Origin of the sequence: Altibacter lentus, from assembly GCF_000746845.1 — a bacterium.
GTDB lineage: Bacteria > Bacteroidota > Bacteroidia > Flavobacteriales > Flavobacteriaceae > Altibacter > Altibacter lentus.
On record NZ_KN050846.1, the window covers coordinates 2,607,259 to 2,622,447 of the forward strand.

15 protein-coding genes and 1 tRNA gene are annotated in these 15,189 nt (G+C 35.9%); 2 read left to right on the plus strand and 14 right to left on the minus strand.

The annotated features are described in order from the left end of the window. Positions 1–17 precede the first annotated feature (17 nt). A tRNA-Met gene (locus JS40_RS12090) sits at positions 18–90 on the plus strand. Positions 91–509: 419 nt separating this feature from the next. Continuing rightward, entirely contained in the window at positions 510–1,217 is a 708-nt protein-coding gene (locus tag JS40_RS12095; RefSeq protein ID WP_034260944.1) for an urease accessory protein UreH domain-containing protein, read from the plus strand. Here JS40_RS12095 and JS40_RS12100 read toward each other — a convergent pair. From JS40_RS12100 to JS40_RS12165, 14 genes are all read right to left on the minus strand, one after another. Then, a complete protein-coding gene (locus JS40_RS12100) occupies positions 1,206–2,300 on the minus strand; it encodes an NHL repeat-containing protein (protein ID WP_034260946.1) in 1,095 nt (364 codons plus the stop codon). The genes JS40_RS12095 and JS40_RS12100 overlap by 12 nt on opposite strands. A 3-nt stretch (positions 2,301–2,303) precedes the next feature. Next, positions 2,304–3,362: a hydrogenase expression/formation protein HypE gene (hypE, locus tag JS40_RS12105; protein ID WP_233273967.1), complete on the minus strand. Its 1,059-nt coding sequence runs from the start codon at positions 3,360–3,362 to the stop codon at positions 2,304–2,306. 118 nt (positions 3,363–3,480) lie between these two features. Then, positions 3,481–4,575: a hydrogenase formation protein HypD gene (gene hypD / locus JS40_RS12110; RefSeq protein ID WP_034260948.1), complete on the minus strand. Its 1,095-nt coding sequence runs from the start codon at positions 4,573–4,575 to the stop codon at positions 3,481–3,483. Between the two features lie 2 nt (positions 4,576–4,577). After that, complete coding sequence (locus JS40_RS12115; protein WP_034260950.1) at positions 4,578–4,853, minus strand: HypC/HybG/HupF family hydrogenase formation chaperone; 276 nt, start codon at positions 4,851–4,853, stop codon at positions 4,578–4,580. A gap of 12 nt (positions 4,854–4,865) precedes the next feature. Continuing rightward, on the minus strand, positions 4,866–7,130 hold the full coding sequence (gene hypF, locus JS40_RS12120) for a carbamoyltransferase HypF (protein ID WP_034260952.1): 2,265 nt from the start codon (positions 7,128–7,130) through the stop codon (positions 4,866–4,868). Between the two features lie 3 nt (positions 7,131–7,133). Further along, positions 7,134–7,835 (minus strand): hydrogenase nickel incorporation protein HypB, encoded by a 702-nt coding sequence (gene hypB / locus JS40_RS12125; RefSeq protein WP_051957587.1) that lies wholly within the window; start codon positions 7,833–7,835, stop codon positions 7,134–7,136. A 2-nt stretch (positions 7,836–7,837) separates the two neighbouring features. After that, the gene (locus JS40_RS12130) at positions 7,838–8,704 is read right to left on the minus strand and encodes a hypothetical protein (RefSeq protein ID WP_051957588.1); all 867 of its coding nucleotides are present in this window, start codon (positions 8,702–8,704) and stop codon (positions 7,838–7,840) included. A gap of 6 nt (positions 8,705–8,710) precedes the next feature. Beyond that, on the minus strand, positions 8,711–9,058 hold the full coding sequence (locus JS40_RS12135; RefSeq protein WP_034260954.1) for a hydrogenase maturation nickel metallochaperone HypA/HybF: 348 nt from the start codon (positions 9,056–9,058) through the stop codon (positions 8,711–8,713). Between the two features lie 2 nt (positions 9,059–9,060). After that, positions 9,061–10,593, minus strand: a complete 1,533-nt coding sequence (locus JS40_RS12140) for a hypothetical protein (RefSeq protein WP_034260956.1) — start codon at positions 10,591–10,593, stop codon at positions 9,061–9,063. Then, positions 10,568–10,834: a hypothetical protein gene (locus JS40_RS12145; protein WP_034260958.1), complete on the minus strand. Its 267-nt coding sequence runs from the start codon at positions 10,832–10,834 to the stop codon at positions 10,568–10,570. Before JS40_RS12145 ends, JS40_RS12140 begins: the two co-directional genes overlap by 26 nt. After that, positions 10,834–11,151, minus strand: a complete 318-nt coding sequence (locus tag JS40_RS12150) for a hypothetical protein (protein WP_034260960.1) — start codon at positions 11,149–11,151, stop codon at positions 10,834–10,836. The genes JS40_RS12145 and JS40_RS12150 overlap by 1 nt, the downstream gene beginning before the upstream one ends. Then, positions 11,151–11,627, minus strand: a complete 477-nt coding sequence (locus JS40_RS12155) for a hydrogenase maturation protease (RefSeq protein ID WP_034260962.1) — start codon at positions 11,625–11,627, stop codon at positions 11,151–11,153. Before JS40_RS12155 ends, JS40_RS12150 begins: the two co-directional genes overlap by 1 nt. A gap of 81 nt (positions 11,628–11,708) precedes the next feature. After that, positions 11,709–13,301: a nickel-dependent hydrogenase large subunit gene (locus JS40_RS12160; RefSeq protein ID WP_034260964.1), complete on the minus strand. Its 1,593-nt coding sequence runs from the start codon at positions 13,299–13,301 to the stop codon at positions 11,709–11,711. Positions 13,302–13,321: 20 nt separating this feature from the next. Further along, positions 13,322–14,341: an NADH-quinone oxidoreductase subunit B family protein gene (locus tag JS40_RS12165; protein ID WP_201770363.1), complete on the minus strand. Its 1,020-nt coding sequence runs from the start codon at positions 14,339–14,341 to the stop codon at positions 13,322–13,324. Positions 14,342–15,189 lie beyond the last annotated feature (848 nt).

Consider the following 15,189-nt stretch of genomic DNA (forward strand, 5'->3'; position numbering starts at 1 on the left):
TAGTTTAAAAGATATATCGCGGGATAGAGCAGTAGGTAGCTCGTCGGGCTCATAACCCGAAGGTCACTGGTTCGAGTCCAGTTCCCGCTACTAGTAAATTCAAGGCTTCACAGAAATGTGAGGCCTTTTTTTATGTGCTGGGTACAACATAGGTACAACATTTTACTATTTTTCGTTAAGCCATTTAAAATTCTATTGTTTGATATGTTTTAGAAGTAAATTCTATTAAACAAAGCTGTAACAGCTATATAACAGCTTCTGATGTCTCATAAAACGTTCCTTTTATGAGACTTTAGAAGGTTTTGGTATAGAGCTTGAACAATAGGACTATGTGCCGTTTTATGACATATACAGCCTGTCACCTACTTTTTTTAATTTCTTTAAAACAAATTAGAAATATTACATATCCATTTATAAAAGTAACAAGAAATAGTCAAATTAAATTTATTCCTCATAATATCAAGAATAATATTTTTTTAGTAAATTGTCATCTTTATAAGACTTTTTAAATGACATTAACCATTCCTCTACTTGCCGGAACACTTGCGTCAATGCTTCATGTTATTTCTGGACCCGATCACCTGGCAGCAGTTACCCCTTTAGTCATTGAAACTAAACGAAAAGCATGGAAAATAGGTTTGTTTTGGGGTTTAGGACACTTAGTAGGAATGCTTTTAATTGGTGTTTTGTTCTTATTATTCAAGGAATATATTCCAGTCGAGAGTATTTCAAAATATAGTGAGCAGTTAGTAGCTATTGTCTTGATTGGAGTTGGGTTTTGGGCATTCTATCGTATTTTTAATGAGCAAAAAAAACATCAACATCCTCATGTTCATAATGAAGGCGAAAACTATGTTCATATACATGCGCATGAGCATAGTCATAATGAGGGTCATAAACATGTGCACGATAAAATTGTAAAACAAAATGTTCTTTCCTCTTTTGGAATTGGCTTTTTACATGGATTAGCGGGCGTTGCGCATTTCCTGTTGTTGTTACCCGTATTAGGTTTTGAAAATAATTTAGAAGGATTACAATACATTATCGGCTTTGCAATAGGTACTGTTTTAGCAATGTCTGTATATGCATTGATTTTAGGGAAGTTAACATCGCATTCAAAGCATCAACACAATGATAATTTTTTTAAAGGAATTCGTTTTGCTGGAGGGCTATTTGCAATAGTTATTGGCTTCTATTGGTTGTATCTAACCTTTTAGTTCACAGATTACAAGTCTGTGATTTCCGGTGTCCGCTATGAACAATGTATCACCGGCAGTGGTAATTGAAAATGGCCAATAAATAGCACTTTTAGTACCGTGCATATTCCCATTAAAATCGCTGCTCGTTTTAAAATCTTCTCTGCCTATTACTGCTTTCGCAAAAGGATTATTGGTATTAGGAATTTCATCAAATTTTAAAATTCTACTATTTCCTGTATCGTTTACTAAAATACCATCTCTATAAAAGCAAGCATCGTAGGTCCAATTTAAAGTATTCGCTTCTGGTGCTAAACTAAATTGATTTTGACCACAAGCATCAAAATTATCTTGACCGATGATTATATTGGCAGGTTTTGAAAAAGCATCTTCTTTATTGTTCCAAACCAAAACACGATAGAATTGGGTGTCCGCAACTGCCATTTGACCCTTGCTATTTATTTTAACTGAATACGGCCAGATAGGTTCATCATTATTGTAATCTCTTGTTTTGAAGCTAGGTTTTCCAATGACCTTATCGGCAGCTACATAGTTTTCGGTAGGGATGTTATCGAAAAATAAGATGCGTCTATTTCCAGTATCGGCAATCCAAAGGCTTTTGCCGTCTGAAAACAATCCATATGGCCAATTAAGTGTTTGAGCACTTGGGTCGTTTCCTATGCCTTTTACATTGGGTAAATTAGTTTCAAAATTGGGTTGTCCAAGTACAACATCTGCAGGCTGTGCATTTGTAGTTGGTATAGAATGCCAGATAAGTACTCTATGATTCCAAGCATCTGCAACAATTAATTTCTCACCATCGCTCCACAACCCAGATGGGTATTGCAATGTTGTAGCTGTTACATCACCTCCAGAATTGCGTCCGCTATCTTCAACTTCTAACTGTCCTAAAATAACGTCGGGTTCTTGAAATTTTGTCGTTGGGATTGTATTCCAAATAAAGACACGATTCTGTCCTGTGTCAGATACAAAGAGTTTGTTTTTTGCAACAAAAACACCTCTAGGTGCTAAAAATGGCTTCTGCTCTGAACCTTTAAATAATCGACCGTTCTCAACTTGATTTCCTAATGTTTTAAAATCCATAGGTTAACAGATTCGAGGTAATTGCTCTCCTGGCAACATACTAACCACACGTTTACCACCTATGGCACTTTCCATAATAACTTGTCTAGGATGCTCTTCGGTTACAGTTCCTATGATTTTTGCATTCGTTCCGTTTTCATCTTTTTGAAGTGTTTCTAAAAAATCATCAGCAATAGATGCATCTACAAACGCAATGAAGAGTCCTTCATTTGCAACGTAAATTGGGTCTAAACCAAGTAACTCGCAAGCACTAGCCACTTGATTGTCTATTGGTAAATTTCTTTGAGCCATATCTATTCCTAAGTTGATGGATTGGGCTGTTTCTTTTAAAACTGTTGCTATACCGCCTCGCGTTGGGTCTGTTAATAGGTGAATATGCTCTCCAAACGTATCTAGTAATCCACTAATAGTATGATTCAGATGTATGGTGTCACTTAGAATTTCGGAATCAAATTCAAGCCCTTCTCTAACAGACATTATTGCCATCCCGTGAGATGCTATATTCCCACTAACAATAATTTTATCGCCTGCCTTTATATTTTTTGCTGCAATATTAGCTTTAGAATGTATACTCCCAACACCAGAGGTATTGATAAAAATTTTATCACCCTTTCCTTTTTCTACAACCTTGGTATCTCCTGTTACCACGTGAACCCCTGCTTCCTCACAGGCTAATTTTATAGACACAAGAATATCCCAAAATTCAGACATTTTTAATCCTTCTTCTATAATAAAACTTAGGGATATATATTTAGGAATAGCACCACACATAGCTAGGTCATTCACCGTTCCATTTACTGCCAATTCGCCTATGTTGCCACCAGGAAAGAAGATGGGAGACACTAAAAAACTATCGGTTGAGAAGGCCATCTTGCCTTCCATTTTAAAAATGGCTCCATCGTGACGTTCATCAAGGATTGGGTTACTTAATAAGTCAAAAACACCACTGTCTAATAATTTATTGGTAAGCACACCACCGCTACCGTGACCTAAGGTAATGACATCAAAATCCAATTTAGGCATTGGACATTGTAGTTGCATTTTTATTGTTTTTTTATTCATTAACTCTTTTAAATTTTATGAGATTTTGCGTTAGGGACTGAAGTAGCATCCTTTTTTTGCTGCCATATATGGCAAAAAAAGATACAACGTAAAGTCCGACCCTTGTGGTAACGCTCAACTACGCCTCTACTAGTCCAGAAAAATGATAGTAGGCTGCACAAGCGCCTTCACTACTAACCATAGGTGCACCTAAAGGATTCGTCGGCTTACATTTTTTTCCAAATTGTGAACATTCAAAAGGTTTTTTTAACCCTTTCATTATTTGTCCTGAAATACAATCTGGATTTTCTGGTGCTTCTTCAATCTGTATACTGAATTTACGGTTAGCATCAAAAGCTGCGTATTCTGGTCGCACTTGATACCCACTATCTGGTATTTCTCCAATACCTCTCCATATTTGATTTTTTATTTCAAACACGGTGTGAATCATTTTTTGAGCATCAGGATTACCTTCTTCCTTTACGATACGTGCATATTGATTTTCAACTTGCGATTTACTTTCTTCTAATTGGCGTAATACCATTAATATGCCTTGTAAAACATCGAGTGGCTCAAAACCTGTTACTACGATAGGCACTTTATATTTTGCAGATAATGGGTGATATTCTGCATTACCCATTATAGTGCATACGTGACCAGCAGCCAGAAAACCATCTATCTTGCTTTCTTCATCATCAATAACCGCTTTTATTGCGGGTGGCACCAAAACGTGAGATGCTAATATGGAATAGTTTTTAAGCTCTTTTCTATGGGCGTGAATAACAGATAACGCATTTGCTGGGGCGGTTGTTTCAAAACCTACTGCAAAAAACACCACTTCTTTATCAGGATTATCCTCTGCAATTCTAACCGCTTCTAGAGGTGAGTAGAGAATGCGTACATCTGCACCTTCTGCTTTTGCTTCTAAAAGATTTTTACCGGAGCCAGGTACACGAAGCATATCACCAAAAGAACATAAAATGACATTCTCGTTTAACGCTAAATGAATGGCTTTATCAATAATATTTAAAGGTGTGACACATACAGGACAGCCTGGACCGTGAATCATCGTGACCTCTTTGGGTAACATATCGATAATCCCATTTTTAACCAGACTATGTGTTTGTCCGCCGCAAACCTCCATAATAGACCAAGGTTGCGAAACCGTTTTCTTTATTTCTTCGAGATATTTTTTTGCGAGTTCTGGGTCTCGGTATTCTGACATATACTTCATAACTACTCCGATTTAGGTAAATATTCATCTACATCTGTGAGTTCCCCAATCTCACCTAATTCTTCGAGGTATTGAAAAGTTTTTTGGGCTTCTTCTTCATCTACCTTACTAATTGCAACGCCTACGTGAACTAAAACATAGTCTCCAACATATGCATCAGGTAACATTTCTAAACTGGCTTCTTTTGAAATACCGCCAAAAGACACGGTCGCCATTCGTACTGCTCCGCCATATTGCAGTTCAATACTTTTTATTTTTCCCGGAATTGCTAAACACATAATCTTTAAGATTTAATTATTTATGATATGCTGAAAATACATCAACTGCCCAAAAGAGATGTTCTCATCGTTAGCAGACAATTTACGATTTATTTTTAACACTATTTTGTGATTTTTACAAAGCTTTGATAGTACAGAAACCAACAAGGTATTTTGAAAAACACCTCCGCTACAGGCTATTATTGTTACTTGGTGCTTTCGCGAAAGTGTAACAATACTTTTTGCCAGTGTATAGATAAAACTGAATGCTAATCTTTCTTTACAAAACCCTTCTCTATAAGCTTTTAAAACAGCCTCAACAATCTTCTTACTTGGAATAGTATCATAGGATATATTATGCAAAAAATCTATGTAATAACTTTTTGAATAAGTGGAAGCACAATCTTCCAATAACATTGCTGCTTCCGCTTCAAATGTATTACTGTCACAAAGCCCTAGAGCCGAAGCTACAGCGTCGAATAGTCTACCAACTGATGATGTTTTTAAATTGTTTGATAAAAGCATTTTATTGTAAATAGTCCACTCTGTTGACGTGAATTTGTCTTTTATCTGTTCCTTGTTTTCGTCGCAAAGTAAACTTAATAGTGAGATGCGAGGCTCACGAGCCATTTTATCGTTTGCCAGCCAATCATAATATTCAAAATGAGAGACTCTTTCTATGGTACTGTTTTCAAACACAAAAAACTCGCCTCCCCAAATAGCATCGTCATCACCATAACCTGTTCCGTCCCATACAACTCCTAATATTTTTTCTTCGGAATCGAACAATTTATGCTCGCCTAAAACACTTGCAAAATGTGCTTTATGGTGCTGAATTTTATGTGTTTCTGTCTTGTGTTGTTGGGTGATTTCTGCACCTAAAAGACTGCTTTGATATGCAGGGTGTGTATCTACAAGAATAGTCTCAGGTCGGCAATCAAAGACTTGTAATTGTTGGTCTAACATTTTTTTGTAGCGTGTTACTACATCATAATTATCAAGGTTTCCAAAATATTGACTCACATAAATGTGTGCATTTGGAACAAGAGTAAATGTGCTTTTTAAATGTGCTCCCATCGCTAATGTACCAGATTCCATTAGAGTATTGTTTTCCATATAATTAGGCGCAAAACCTCTAGAACGTCTTAAAATATGTTGTGTGTTCTCGTGAAACTTGACAACAGAGTCATCTTGAGGAAATTGAATATCTAAATTATGGTGAACAAAATAATCGGCAATAGTGTGAAGCGATTTTTGAGCAGTTTCATTATCAGAAATGATAGGTGAACCGTGTAGATTCCCGCTAGTACAAACCATAGGGCGGCCTACGTTTTTGCTCAATAAAAATAGTAGTGATGACGAAGGTAGCATTACACCTGTTTGATTCATCTTTGGTGCAATAGTGTGAGTTGCTATGGCAGTTGTATCTGTATTTTTAAGAATGACAATAGGTGCTATGGTATTTGTAAGAACTTCGGTCTCTTTAACACTAGGTTGATATTCTTCTCTAATTTTTTCAATGCTGGAATACAAAACTGCAAATGGTTTGTTAGGACGCTTTTTATTTGCGCGTAAGCGAGTGATTACATTTTCATTTGTAGCGTCACAGCATAGCACATATCCATTTGTGTTTTTAACAGCAACAATGCTTCCTTCTAAAATTAAAGTTGCTGTTTTTTCAATAATTTGATTTTGATGAACAGTAACCGTTTTTCCTTTACTATCAATTAGTTGCAATTGTATCCCACAGTCTGCACAACTATTGGTTTGCGAATGGAATCTTCTGTCATTTGGGTCTTTATATTCCTTTTCACAAGTTGCACACATTGTAAATGATGTGAGCGAAGTATTGGCTCGTTCAAAAGGAAATTGTGTTGTAATAGCATATCGTGGTCCGCAATGCACACAGGTTGTAAACGGGTAGTTATAACGTCTATTATTAGAATCAGAAATTTCAGTTTTACATTGTTTACAAAACGCAAAATCTGGTGTAAGCGGGATATTAATTGTTTTAGAAACGGTTGACGGCTTGATTTTAAAATCCGTAAATAACTCTTGAGGAATTTCTTCTATCGAATGCCCCTTAATTTCTGAGACAGGCGGAGAATCTTTTAATATACTTTTTAAAAACTGGTTCGCAATTTCTTCAGAAGTAGTCGCGCAAATTTCTACACCATTTTTAGTATTGGTTACATATCCATCTATAGCAAATTGCTTTGCTAGATTGTAGACAAAAGGACGAAATCCGACTCCTTGAACGCGTCCTTTGATTTGTATGTGATATGTTTTTTTATGCAATGTTTATGCTTCCTTTTTTGCTTTTACTTTTTCTAATAACCAGTCACACCAAGTGTCTATTCCTTCTCCACTTGTTGAAGATATCTGTAAGACTTCTATTTCATGATTTACCTCACGAGCATCTTTGATTACCGCTTCTACGGAAAAAGGAACATAAGGCAACAGGTCTGACTTTGAAACAAGCATCATGTCGCTTGTCAAAAACATTCTTGGGTATTTTTTTGGCTTGTCATCTCCTTCGGTGGTTGCCATAAGCGTAACACGATAGTCTTCTCCTAAGTCAAAAGAAGCTGGACATACAAGATTGCCTACGTTTTCAATAAATAATAAATCAATATCATCTAGTTTGTATTCTGGCAATACTTGATGAATCATTTGAGCTTCTAGATGGCAAATGCCGCCTGTAACGATTTGAAGTGCTTGTATACCAGTTTCTCGAATGCGCTCTGCATCTCTTTCAGTTTCTAAATCACCCACCATTACTGCCATCTTGATTTTGTCTTTTAAACGACTTGCAGTTTCTTGCATCAAAGTAGTTTTACCACTTCCCGCGGACGATGTAATGTTGACCAAAAGCGTTTTGCTTTTTGCCATCTCTTTTTTAATAATGTCCGCAACAAAGTCATTTGCTTTTAATAAATTGATATTTGTGTTCTCACACTGTACTGTACCGCGAGCGGCTTTTGTTGATTTTTCTATACTCATAGTTATATTAATTTTTTTTCTGGAATGTCTTTTAAAAAATAGTTGTAAGCAGCAGTTAGTGTAAGCACAAATAAAGAGGCTGTCACGCCAATAATTACATTATAATACGTATCAGCAGATAGCGAAACACGAATTAAAATTGTGGCTAGTACAAATGCTGAGTACCTGAAAATACGGTAATAGTTGAGTGTATATCTTAACGCTATCAAAACAATAATGATGTCACTAAAAATAAGCACCGTGTAAAATGTTTGGAAAGAATGTAAATAGCTTCCTGTTGTGAACAAAATTTTTAAATCGTTAAAACCTACCACGGCAAATGCCACCAATAATAACAAAGCTAATAACTTCTTGAGTCTGATAAACTGTTCTTGGTCGTCTTCGGTAGCTGTTAATTTAATACGCTTTTGCAACTTGGCAGTTATACTAATTATTGAAAAAATGGCAATGGCGCCAAAACCGTAAACTACCATAGGAATAATTGAGTCTTGCATATGTTCCCAACTAAAATCTGTTCCTATATGGCTAAACTCCTTAAAACCATCTCTCAAAAAAATAAGAGACAGTAATTCAAATTGTTTTCCTACCGATTTTGCGACCGATTGTGGAAGCACAAAAATGAGTCCAAATAACTCAATGATTAAAAGCAGTGTGAATACTATTTCTATTGAAAAAAAGGGGTTTTCAAACTTATTTTGATAATGCCCTAGGTTAACATATTCTGATACAACCAGCGCGCTTAAAAAAGAACAAACAATAAATACCAAAACTAAAACAACACTAGTAGCATACAAGCTTTGTTTACTTTCATAAAACTGTTTGCACGTATCGAAGATTCGTTCTGTATATGTTAACGTTCTTTTTAGCATTATTCTTTAGTCATCAAATTCTACTTTATGGATTAACATTTCTTCTCCTTGTATGACATTCTTGCTTGGCTTTTGACAATTATCGCATAAAAAACGATAATTCTTTACCTCTGTGATGTGGTCACAACTTTCACATTGTATCTTAAGTTCCACCATTTCTATGTTGAATTTCACATTTTGATAAAACGGATTAGTCATATGAGACGCCTCATAAGCATTCATTAAAAGACGTGGTTCTATGTTTGAAAGTATTCCTACTTTCACATAGATAGCTTTCATTTTATTACGTTTCTCTACTTCAAACTCTTGCTCAAGAGTTCTGTATATTCCGTTTACTATGGATGTCTCGTGCATTGTTAGTTTAATATTGTTTTCAAATTCTTAAGTTGATTCAAATGTTGATTTGCTTGTTCTATAATATTTTCATCTTCCACTATTGTGGTTATAGAAGTTGCCTTTTCAAGCATTTGATGGTACTTTTCTTTTTCTGCTTTTTCATCTTCATTATGCATTAACCAATACAATTCTAATTGATTCAATAGGGTTAAAGCACGCTCAAAAGGATATTCCTTTTCTGAACGTACAGAAAGTGCATCCTCAAACAAACCAAATGCTTTATCTAAATTGTTGTGCAATTTTGCCTCTGGAAAATTCATAAGTGCTGTAGCGTAGTTATGACTCGCCATAGCATATTCATAAGGGTATTCTTCTTTAGTATAAAATGCCAATACTTCCTTAAATGATGAAGCACAAAATGCTGTCCAAATTGGTTTTTCTTCTGGTGAAACAGGAATTTCAGAATATATAAGCGCTAAATTGTGATGTATGTCTGCAAACTTTTGAGGATGCGTATCACGTTTGAAAACTTTTAAAGTGTCTTGAAAGGCGTTAATCGCTGGCTTGTAATACTGCGGGCTTCCATTTTTGGACCAGGTGTATAATAAAGTAGCCTTGCGCAATCCTGCTTCGCCTAAAAATTCAGGAATATCTGCTTCTTTGAAATAGAGAATGGCTTTCGTAATATAGTTTTTTGAAGTAATAAAATCTTCCTGATAATTGGCGATTTCAGAAGCATCAACATACACTAAACCTGCATTCACTTTTAACTCTTTGTCTTCATAAAATGCAATACTAGCTAGTTGTAATTCTTGTATTTCATTTAAAACTGATGTATCATACGGAAGTTTTAGTTGTGCCATTAATACTGTTGCTAACTGCGTAGTCATAGCATTTTTCGCTTCCTCAGATATAGCCTTGGGGGAAGAAATACGCAGTATCTTTTCAGCTTCTGACAGCATATTGTTATCTATCAAAAGATTTACGAAGTGCTTGATGGTGAACAAACGATGTTCATCATTGGTAGCACTCGCAATTGCTTCAGCATATAGACCTTTTAGCGCATTTACGTCTTGAGGGGTTGTACTATTTCTGTATTGTAAAATGATACAGTGGTTGTGAGAAGATTCCGCTTTAACGCTGCGCTCTCCCTTTGGTCGTGAATCTCCAAGGTTCGATTTCGCGAAAGCGCACATATCCTCACTAATCTCGTAACCAAATTGTAGATGTGTAGCAATTAATAAATGATTGTACAGTTCGTTTTCTTCAGAAATAAATTCGAATGCCTTTTGATGATTTCCCAATTTGTAAAAAACCATTGCTAGTAAATTCATTTCGGAAAAAGGAATCCTAGGAATGATATAAGGCGGTTCGGTATCGTGCCAATCTAGAGAGGAAGTTATGATATCTCCTGAAACATATAGTATTTTATTAGAAATGCTGATTGCGTTTTCATCGCTTTGAATTTCAACAAGTTCATCTAATCGCTCTACAGAAGCTATAGCTGATTTTATGGTTTCCTGAACATTAGTTTTTGTCAAAATTGTAAGCATCTTTATCTACTTTTTGTGTTCCTCTAATATCTTTAGCAGCTGTTTGTTGCATATGTGACGCATATATCTCCGCTAGTCTTTTTGTTCTGTAATCTCCTATTTTTCTAATCAATAATTGATTAGGGTCCGCTGTATTTACAAATACTAATGAAACTTCCCAACGCCCCTTTATATGGTCAATTTTAGTGCCTACTTCTGCATCTAGTAACCAGGCGTCCTTTGGGTCATTCCGTTTTGCCATCACATATCAATTTTAATAAGGTTTGTCTTCTCTACAACTTCATAGTGTAATACTCTGTCACTCATATCTAAGTCATTATCTATTAAAATTTCTCTAATAGCCAATGTCCTGTCTCCTTTCAAATTTCTAGATTTTAAAAGAAACTGGGTAGGCTCGTGCATTTTAACAAACCACTGGCTACTTACTGGCGTAATCAACATTTTGCCTTGCGCAACCACATAAGTAACATACGCATAGTGGATGTTATCAAATACCTTGTCAACCAAAGAGGCATCGAGATAGACGTGTGATGATTTTAAAGTAACAAGTTCTTTCACTATGCACTGGCTAGTTTTATATCTTCTAAAATATGTTGCACTACTTTATCTCCCGCTGTTTGTACTTCTTTACTTAATACGGTATCTAACTTTGTGTTTTCTACGGCAATTAAATAGACTTGTATATCTTTTGGATATTCATCACCAAGTATTTTTTTAGAATACGATAGTGCTTGATCCCATTTCATACCATGTAAAAATACCATAGGGTCATCTTGTGGCGCTCTTAACACTTCTTCTGCAGGCACTTTAAATAAAGTACCAATAGGTTCATTGGAATTTACTACTGCATCTACCATCAAAATTTTAGTATGCCCTTTAAGACCAAAAAGTACTTCAAAGGCGGCCGTACCCATATCAAAGATATTTATCGTATCATTATCTCCGATAATTTTTTGCAACTCTTCAATCACGTACATTCCTATACCATCATCACTTCTAACTGGGTTTCCGAAACCCATTATTGCTGTCTTCATTCTTATTCTTTATATTAAACTAAAAAACTTTCCCGAAGACACCCTCGGGAAAGCTTATATAAATAATTGATTTATATCTATTTATAATTTGAATCGAGATAGTTCAACTCCAGATTTTTGATCGTGCGCATGCACAGTACAAACCAAACAGGAATCAAATGATCTTGCAACAATACCAACTTCTACAGGATCACTAGGATCTTCGATATCGATACCTGTAAGTGCACTTTCAATTGGTCCTGGGTTTCCTTGACCATCATTAGGCCCAACGTTCCATGTAGTTGGAGCCATTACTTGATAGTTTTTAATAACACCATCTTTAATTTCTATCCAGTGAGCTAATGCACCACGAGCTGCTTCTGTTGCTCCGAATCCTTTTCCGTCCTTTTCAACTGGCTTGATATAGAATTCTCCATCGAGGTCAATTTCTGAAAGCCATTGCTCTATAAACTTATATATTCTTGGAGCTTCATGAACTCTCGCTAAAACACGTGTAAATACACTAGGTCCTAGTTTTTTCATGATATCTCCAAATAAAGGATCTCTAATTTGATGTTCCTTATTATTAGGGTTTGCATTCATTATAACACGGGCCAAAGGGCCTGTTTCTGCAGCATGTCCATCATACCTTGGTGACTTTGACCAACTATATTGTCCATCAAAATCTGTATGGTGTAATGGTTGTGATTTAGCAGGAGTGGGTAATGGTTCTTCCCAAGGGTGTAATCCATCTTCTTGATTATCATACCAAGAATGTGAAACATCTTCTTTTACTTTAAGATGATCAAACTCATGATAATTTTCTCCATCGAAAAATCCACTAGAACTAATCAAGGCATCATTTCTACCTTCAATAGTTGGATTATTATATCGGTCTTTATGTAAGTATGTTCCTGTTGCCAAAAATTTACCTACTCCTTGACCAAATTTATCTAAGCCAAATTCGATTCCTGCTCTAATAAGCAATCCTAAATCACTATTTTTATGAGACTCATTTTCATCAACCCATGCTAACATATCGTCCCATGATTTGATTTCCATATAGCGCTCGATCGAACAACCTAACCATACTGGCTCTAGCCAATCATTTTTAAATTGTGCCAAAATAGCATGTGCTCGTGTAATATCTTTTAAGGTCGGCGCACACATAACTCCACCTGGAACCATATAGCTCGAGTGTGGCCACTGCCCACCAAATAAAGCATAGATTTGAACAGGCAATCCACTTGCCGTTAACCCTATTTGAAATGTTTCGCCGACATAAGCCGACCATCTTTTAACCACTTCTTTATACAAAGGCTGATTAGCATATTTCTTATTCGCCAAATCTGTTGCGAAAATGGCATAAAACCAACGTGGAATACTCTGTAATGTTTCAGAGGCTTGTCCAATAGCTCTCAATAATAGGGCATTTGGAGATAATTTTGTTCCCCAAGCGGTATCTAAAGCAGATGATGCACAATACAAATGTGACCCTCCACATATTCCGCAAATACGCGGTGTTACTATAAGACCAGATTGTGGATCTTTACCTTCCATTATTTTCTCAAAACCTCTAAACATTGCTGCCTGGGTATGAGCACGAGTTACTTTTCCGTTATCGATATAAACTTTAACATCTAAATCTCCTTCAACACGTCCTACGGGTGATATATTTAATTCTTTTACTGACATTTTGTAGTTAGTTTAATTACTTATTTAGAAGTTTCAGTTACACGTTTATTTGTAGGCATAACCTTCTGGAAACCTGCTTCCATATAATACGCCAATTTTGTTCTTCCTGTTGGAACTTCTTTAGGAAAAACTCCTAAATGCTTCATCGTTTTGAACACACTTCCTTTCATTAAATCATTATGTGGAAATCCTGGTTCTGTGCATCCTAAGCAAGGATGATTAGAACGTGTTTTACTCGACTGACGATTCCAAAGTATATTATTACAACTTGCTCTAGTCATTGGTCCACGACATCCTACTTCGTAGAATAGACATCCACCACGTTTTCCAAAGTTTCCATCGACCTTCTGAGCGAAATTAGTCACGTTAGTACATCCGTCTTGAACGAAATCTGTAAAAAATGTTTTTGGTCTGTGAAATTCATCTATTAAAACATCACCTATTCTTCCAACAGATATTGCTACGAGTATTTGAGTTATCCAATCAGGATGCGCTGGGCATCCAGGGATATTTATAACAGGTAAGCCTCCTTTTGAAACGTAGTCGTGACCTAAGAAGCCTCCTTTATTTTTCTTATGAAATTGTAAACCAGTTGATTCACTAGGGTTTGGCGCTACAGCGGGAATTCCTCCCCAAGTTGCACAATCTCCAATTGCAACTACATAGCCTGCAACCTTTGATAATTCTTTAATCCAATCCATCATTGGTCTATCGGCAAAATAATTCATTGTCCCAGTATTATTAGGACCTTTTATTAAGGAACCTTCATATACCAGAATATCCATTTGAACTTTTCCTGCTAAGATATCTTTTAAAAGATCTTGTACTTGATCTCCAATTTGTAATCCTGTAGTTGGATGCCAAAGAATATTAAGCCCGAAATCTGTAATAAGTTCTACCACAGTTGGTTCTTCAGCGTTCAAAAAGGACATTGTGTTTCCACTACATGCACCTCCTTGTAACCATAAAACGTTTGCCATAAAATGTTGGGTTTTGATTAGATTAAGATTCGAAAATAACAAAAATATTTCTATTTTCAAAATTCGAATAATCAATTTGATAAATTAATTGCCAATATTTTATAAAAAAAAAATATATAACGGTAATAATTTCAAAAAACTAAATTTTTGGCAATTTATTAGAGAAGTTAGAATAGCTCCAAAAGCCCTAAAAATTAAATATCAGGTATTTTACACATAAATCGGTAAACTCTGAATAGTTCTATAAAATGGTCGTTTTATGCGACTATAGTAAACGAAAATAGGAGGTAAAGAAACTAAAGTCTCATTTTCCGTCTTTTTTAGTAGTATTGTTAATTGACCTTTTATGAGACAAAGTATAGTGGTTCTTAACTCTTTAATCAGCACATTCCCCAGCATTTCGCGAAAAGCTACATTCCGGAAAAAGAGCTTCACTACATAAGTCTTGGACACAATCCCCAATTTCAGCTTTCCATTCCGTTAACCCTTCCCGCTACGCTGGAACGGGACACTTCATTCCTGAGCCAAAATCGTGAATCAAGTCCGCTTTTCATTGGAAAGTCATCACTTCGATTTTCTTAACAGTATTTTCGGCGCGGTCTTCTTGAGCCCTTACTCGAAAATCCTTAAAAACCGAACCGCTGCCTTACACATTTTAAGGGGTTTATAATGGATAGAGCCTTCAATGTTTTTCGGGTCGTCGAAAAACAGGCACGACATAACCAATTCTAAATTAAACACAGCTGCTTATATCGCTTAACTGCCGGTACGCTCAAACTCAACTGCGTTTAAAAGAATTGCTAATGCCCTTATGGAACTTGTCAAGACTATACAAGTTTTAGTGAAAAATAAGGTTTCTACTTCCTTGAAATTCCAAGGAATTTACTACGTCGCAAACACACCTGATT

Excerpts from the sequence above, each read along its gene's own strand:
- JS40_RS12130 (WP_051957588.1), bottom strand. The coding sequence starts at position 8,704 with ATGCTAAAAAGAACGTTAACATATACAGAACGAATCTTCGATACGTGC.
- JS40_RS12155 (WP_034260962.1), bottom strand. The coding sequence starts at position 11,627 with ATGAAGACAGCAATAATGGGTTTCGGAAACCCAGTTAGAAGTGATGAT.
- hypE (WP_233273967.1), bottom strand. The coding sequence starts at position 3,362 with ATGAATAAAAAAACAATAAAAATGCAACTACAATGTCCAATGCCTAAA.
- hypB (WP_051957587.1), bottom strand. The coding sequence starts at position 7,835 with ATGAGTATAGAAAAATCAACAAAAGCCGCTCGCGGTACAGTACAGTGT.
- JS40_RS12160 (WP_034260964.1), bottom strand. The coding sequence starts at position 13,301 with ATGTCAGTAAAAGAATTAAATATATCACCCGTAGGACGTGTTGAAGGA.
- JS40_RS12100 (WP_034260946.1), bottom strand. The coding sequence starts at position 2,300 with ATGGATTTTAAAACATTAGGAAATCAAGTTGAGAACGGTCGATTATTT.
- JS40_RS12095 (WP_034260944.1), top strand. The coding sequence starts at position 510 with ATGACATTAACCATTCCTCTACTTGCCGGAACACTTGCGTCAATGCTT.
- JS40_RS12115 (WP_034260950.1), bottom strand. The coding sequence starts at position 4,853 with ATGTGTTTAGCAATTCCGGGAAAAATAAAAAGTATTGAACTGCAATAT.
- JS40_RS12145 (WP_034260958.1), bottom strand. The coding sequence starts at position 10,834 with ATGGCAAAACGGAATGACCCAAAGGACGCCTGGTTACTAGATGCAGAA.
- JS40_RS12135 (WP_034260954.1), bottom strand. The coding sequence starts at position 9,058 with ATGCACGAGACATCCATAGTAAACGGAATATACAGAACTCTTGAGCAA.
- JS40_RS12140 (WP_034260956.1), bottom strand. The coding sequence starts at position 10,593 with ATGCTTACAATTTTGACAAAAACTAATGTTCAGGAAACCATAAAATCA.
- hypD (WP_034260948.1), bottom strand. The coding sequence starts at position 4,575 with ATGAAGTATATGTCAGAATACCGAGACCCAGAACTCGCAAAAAAATAT.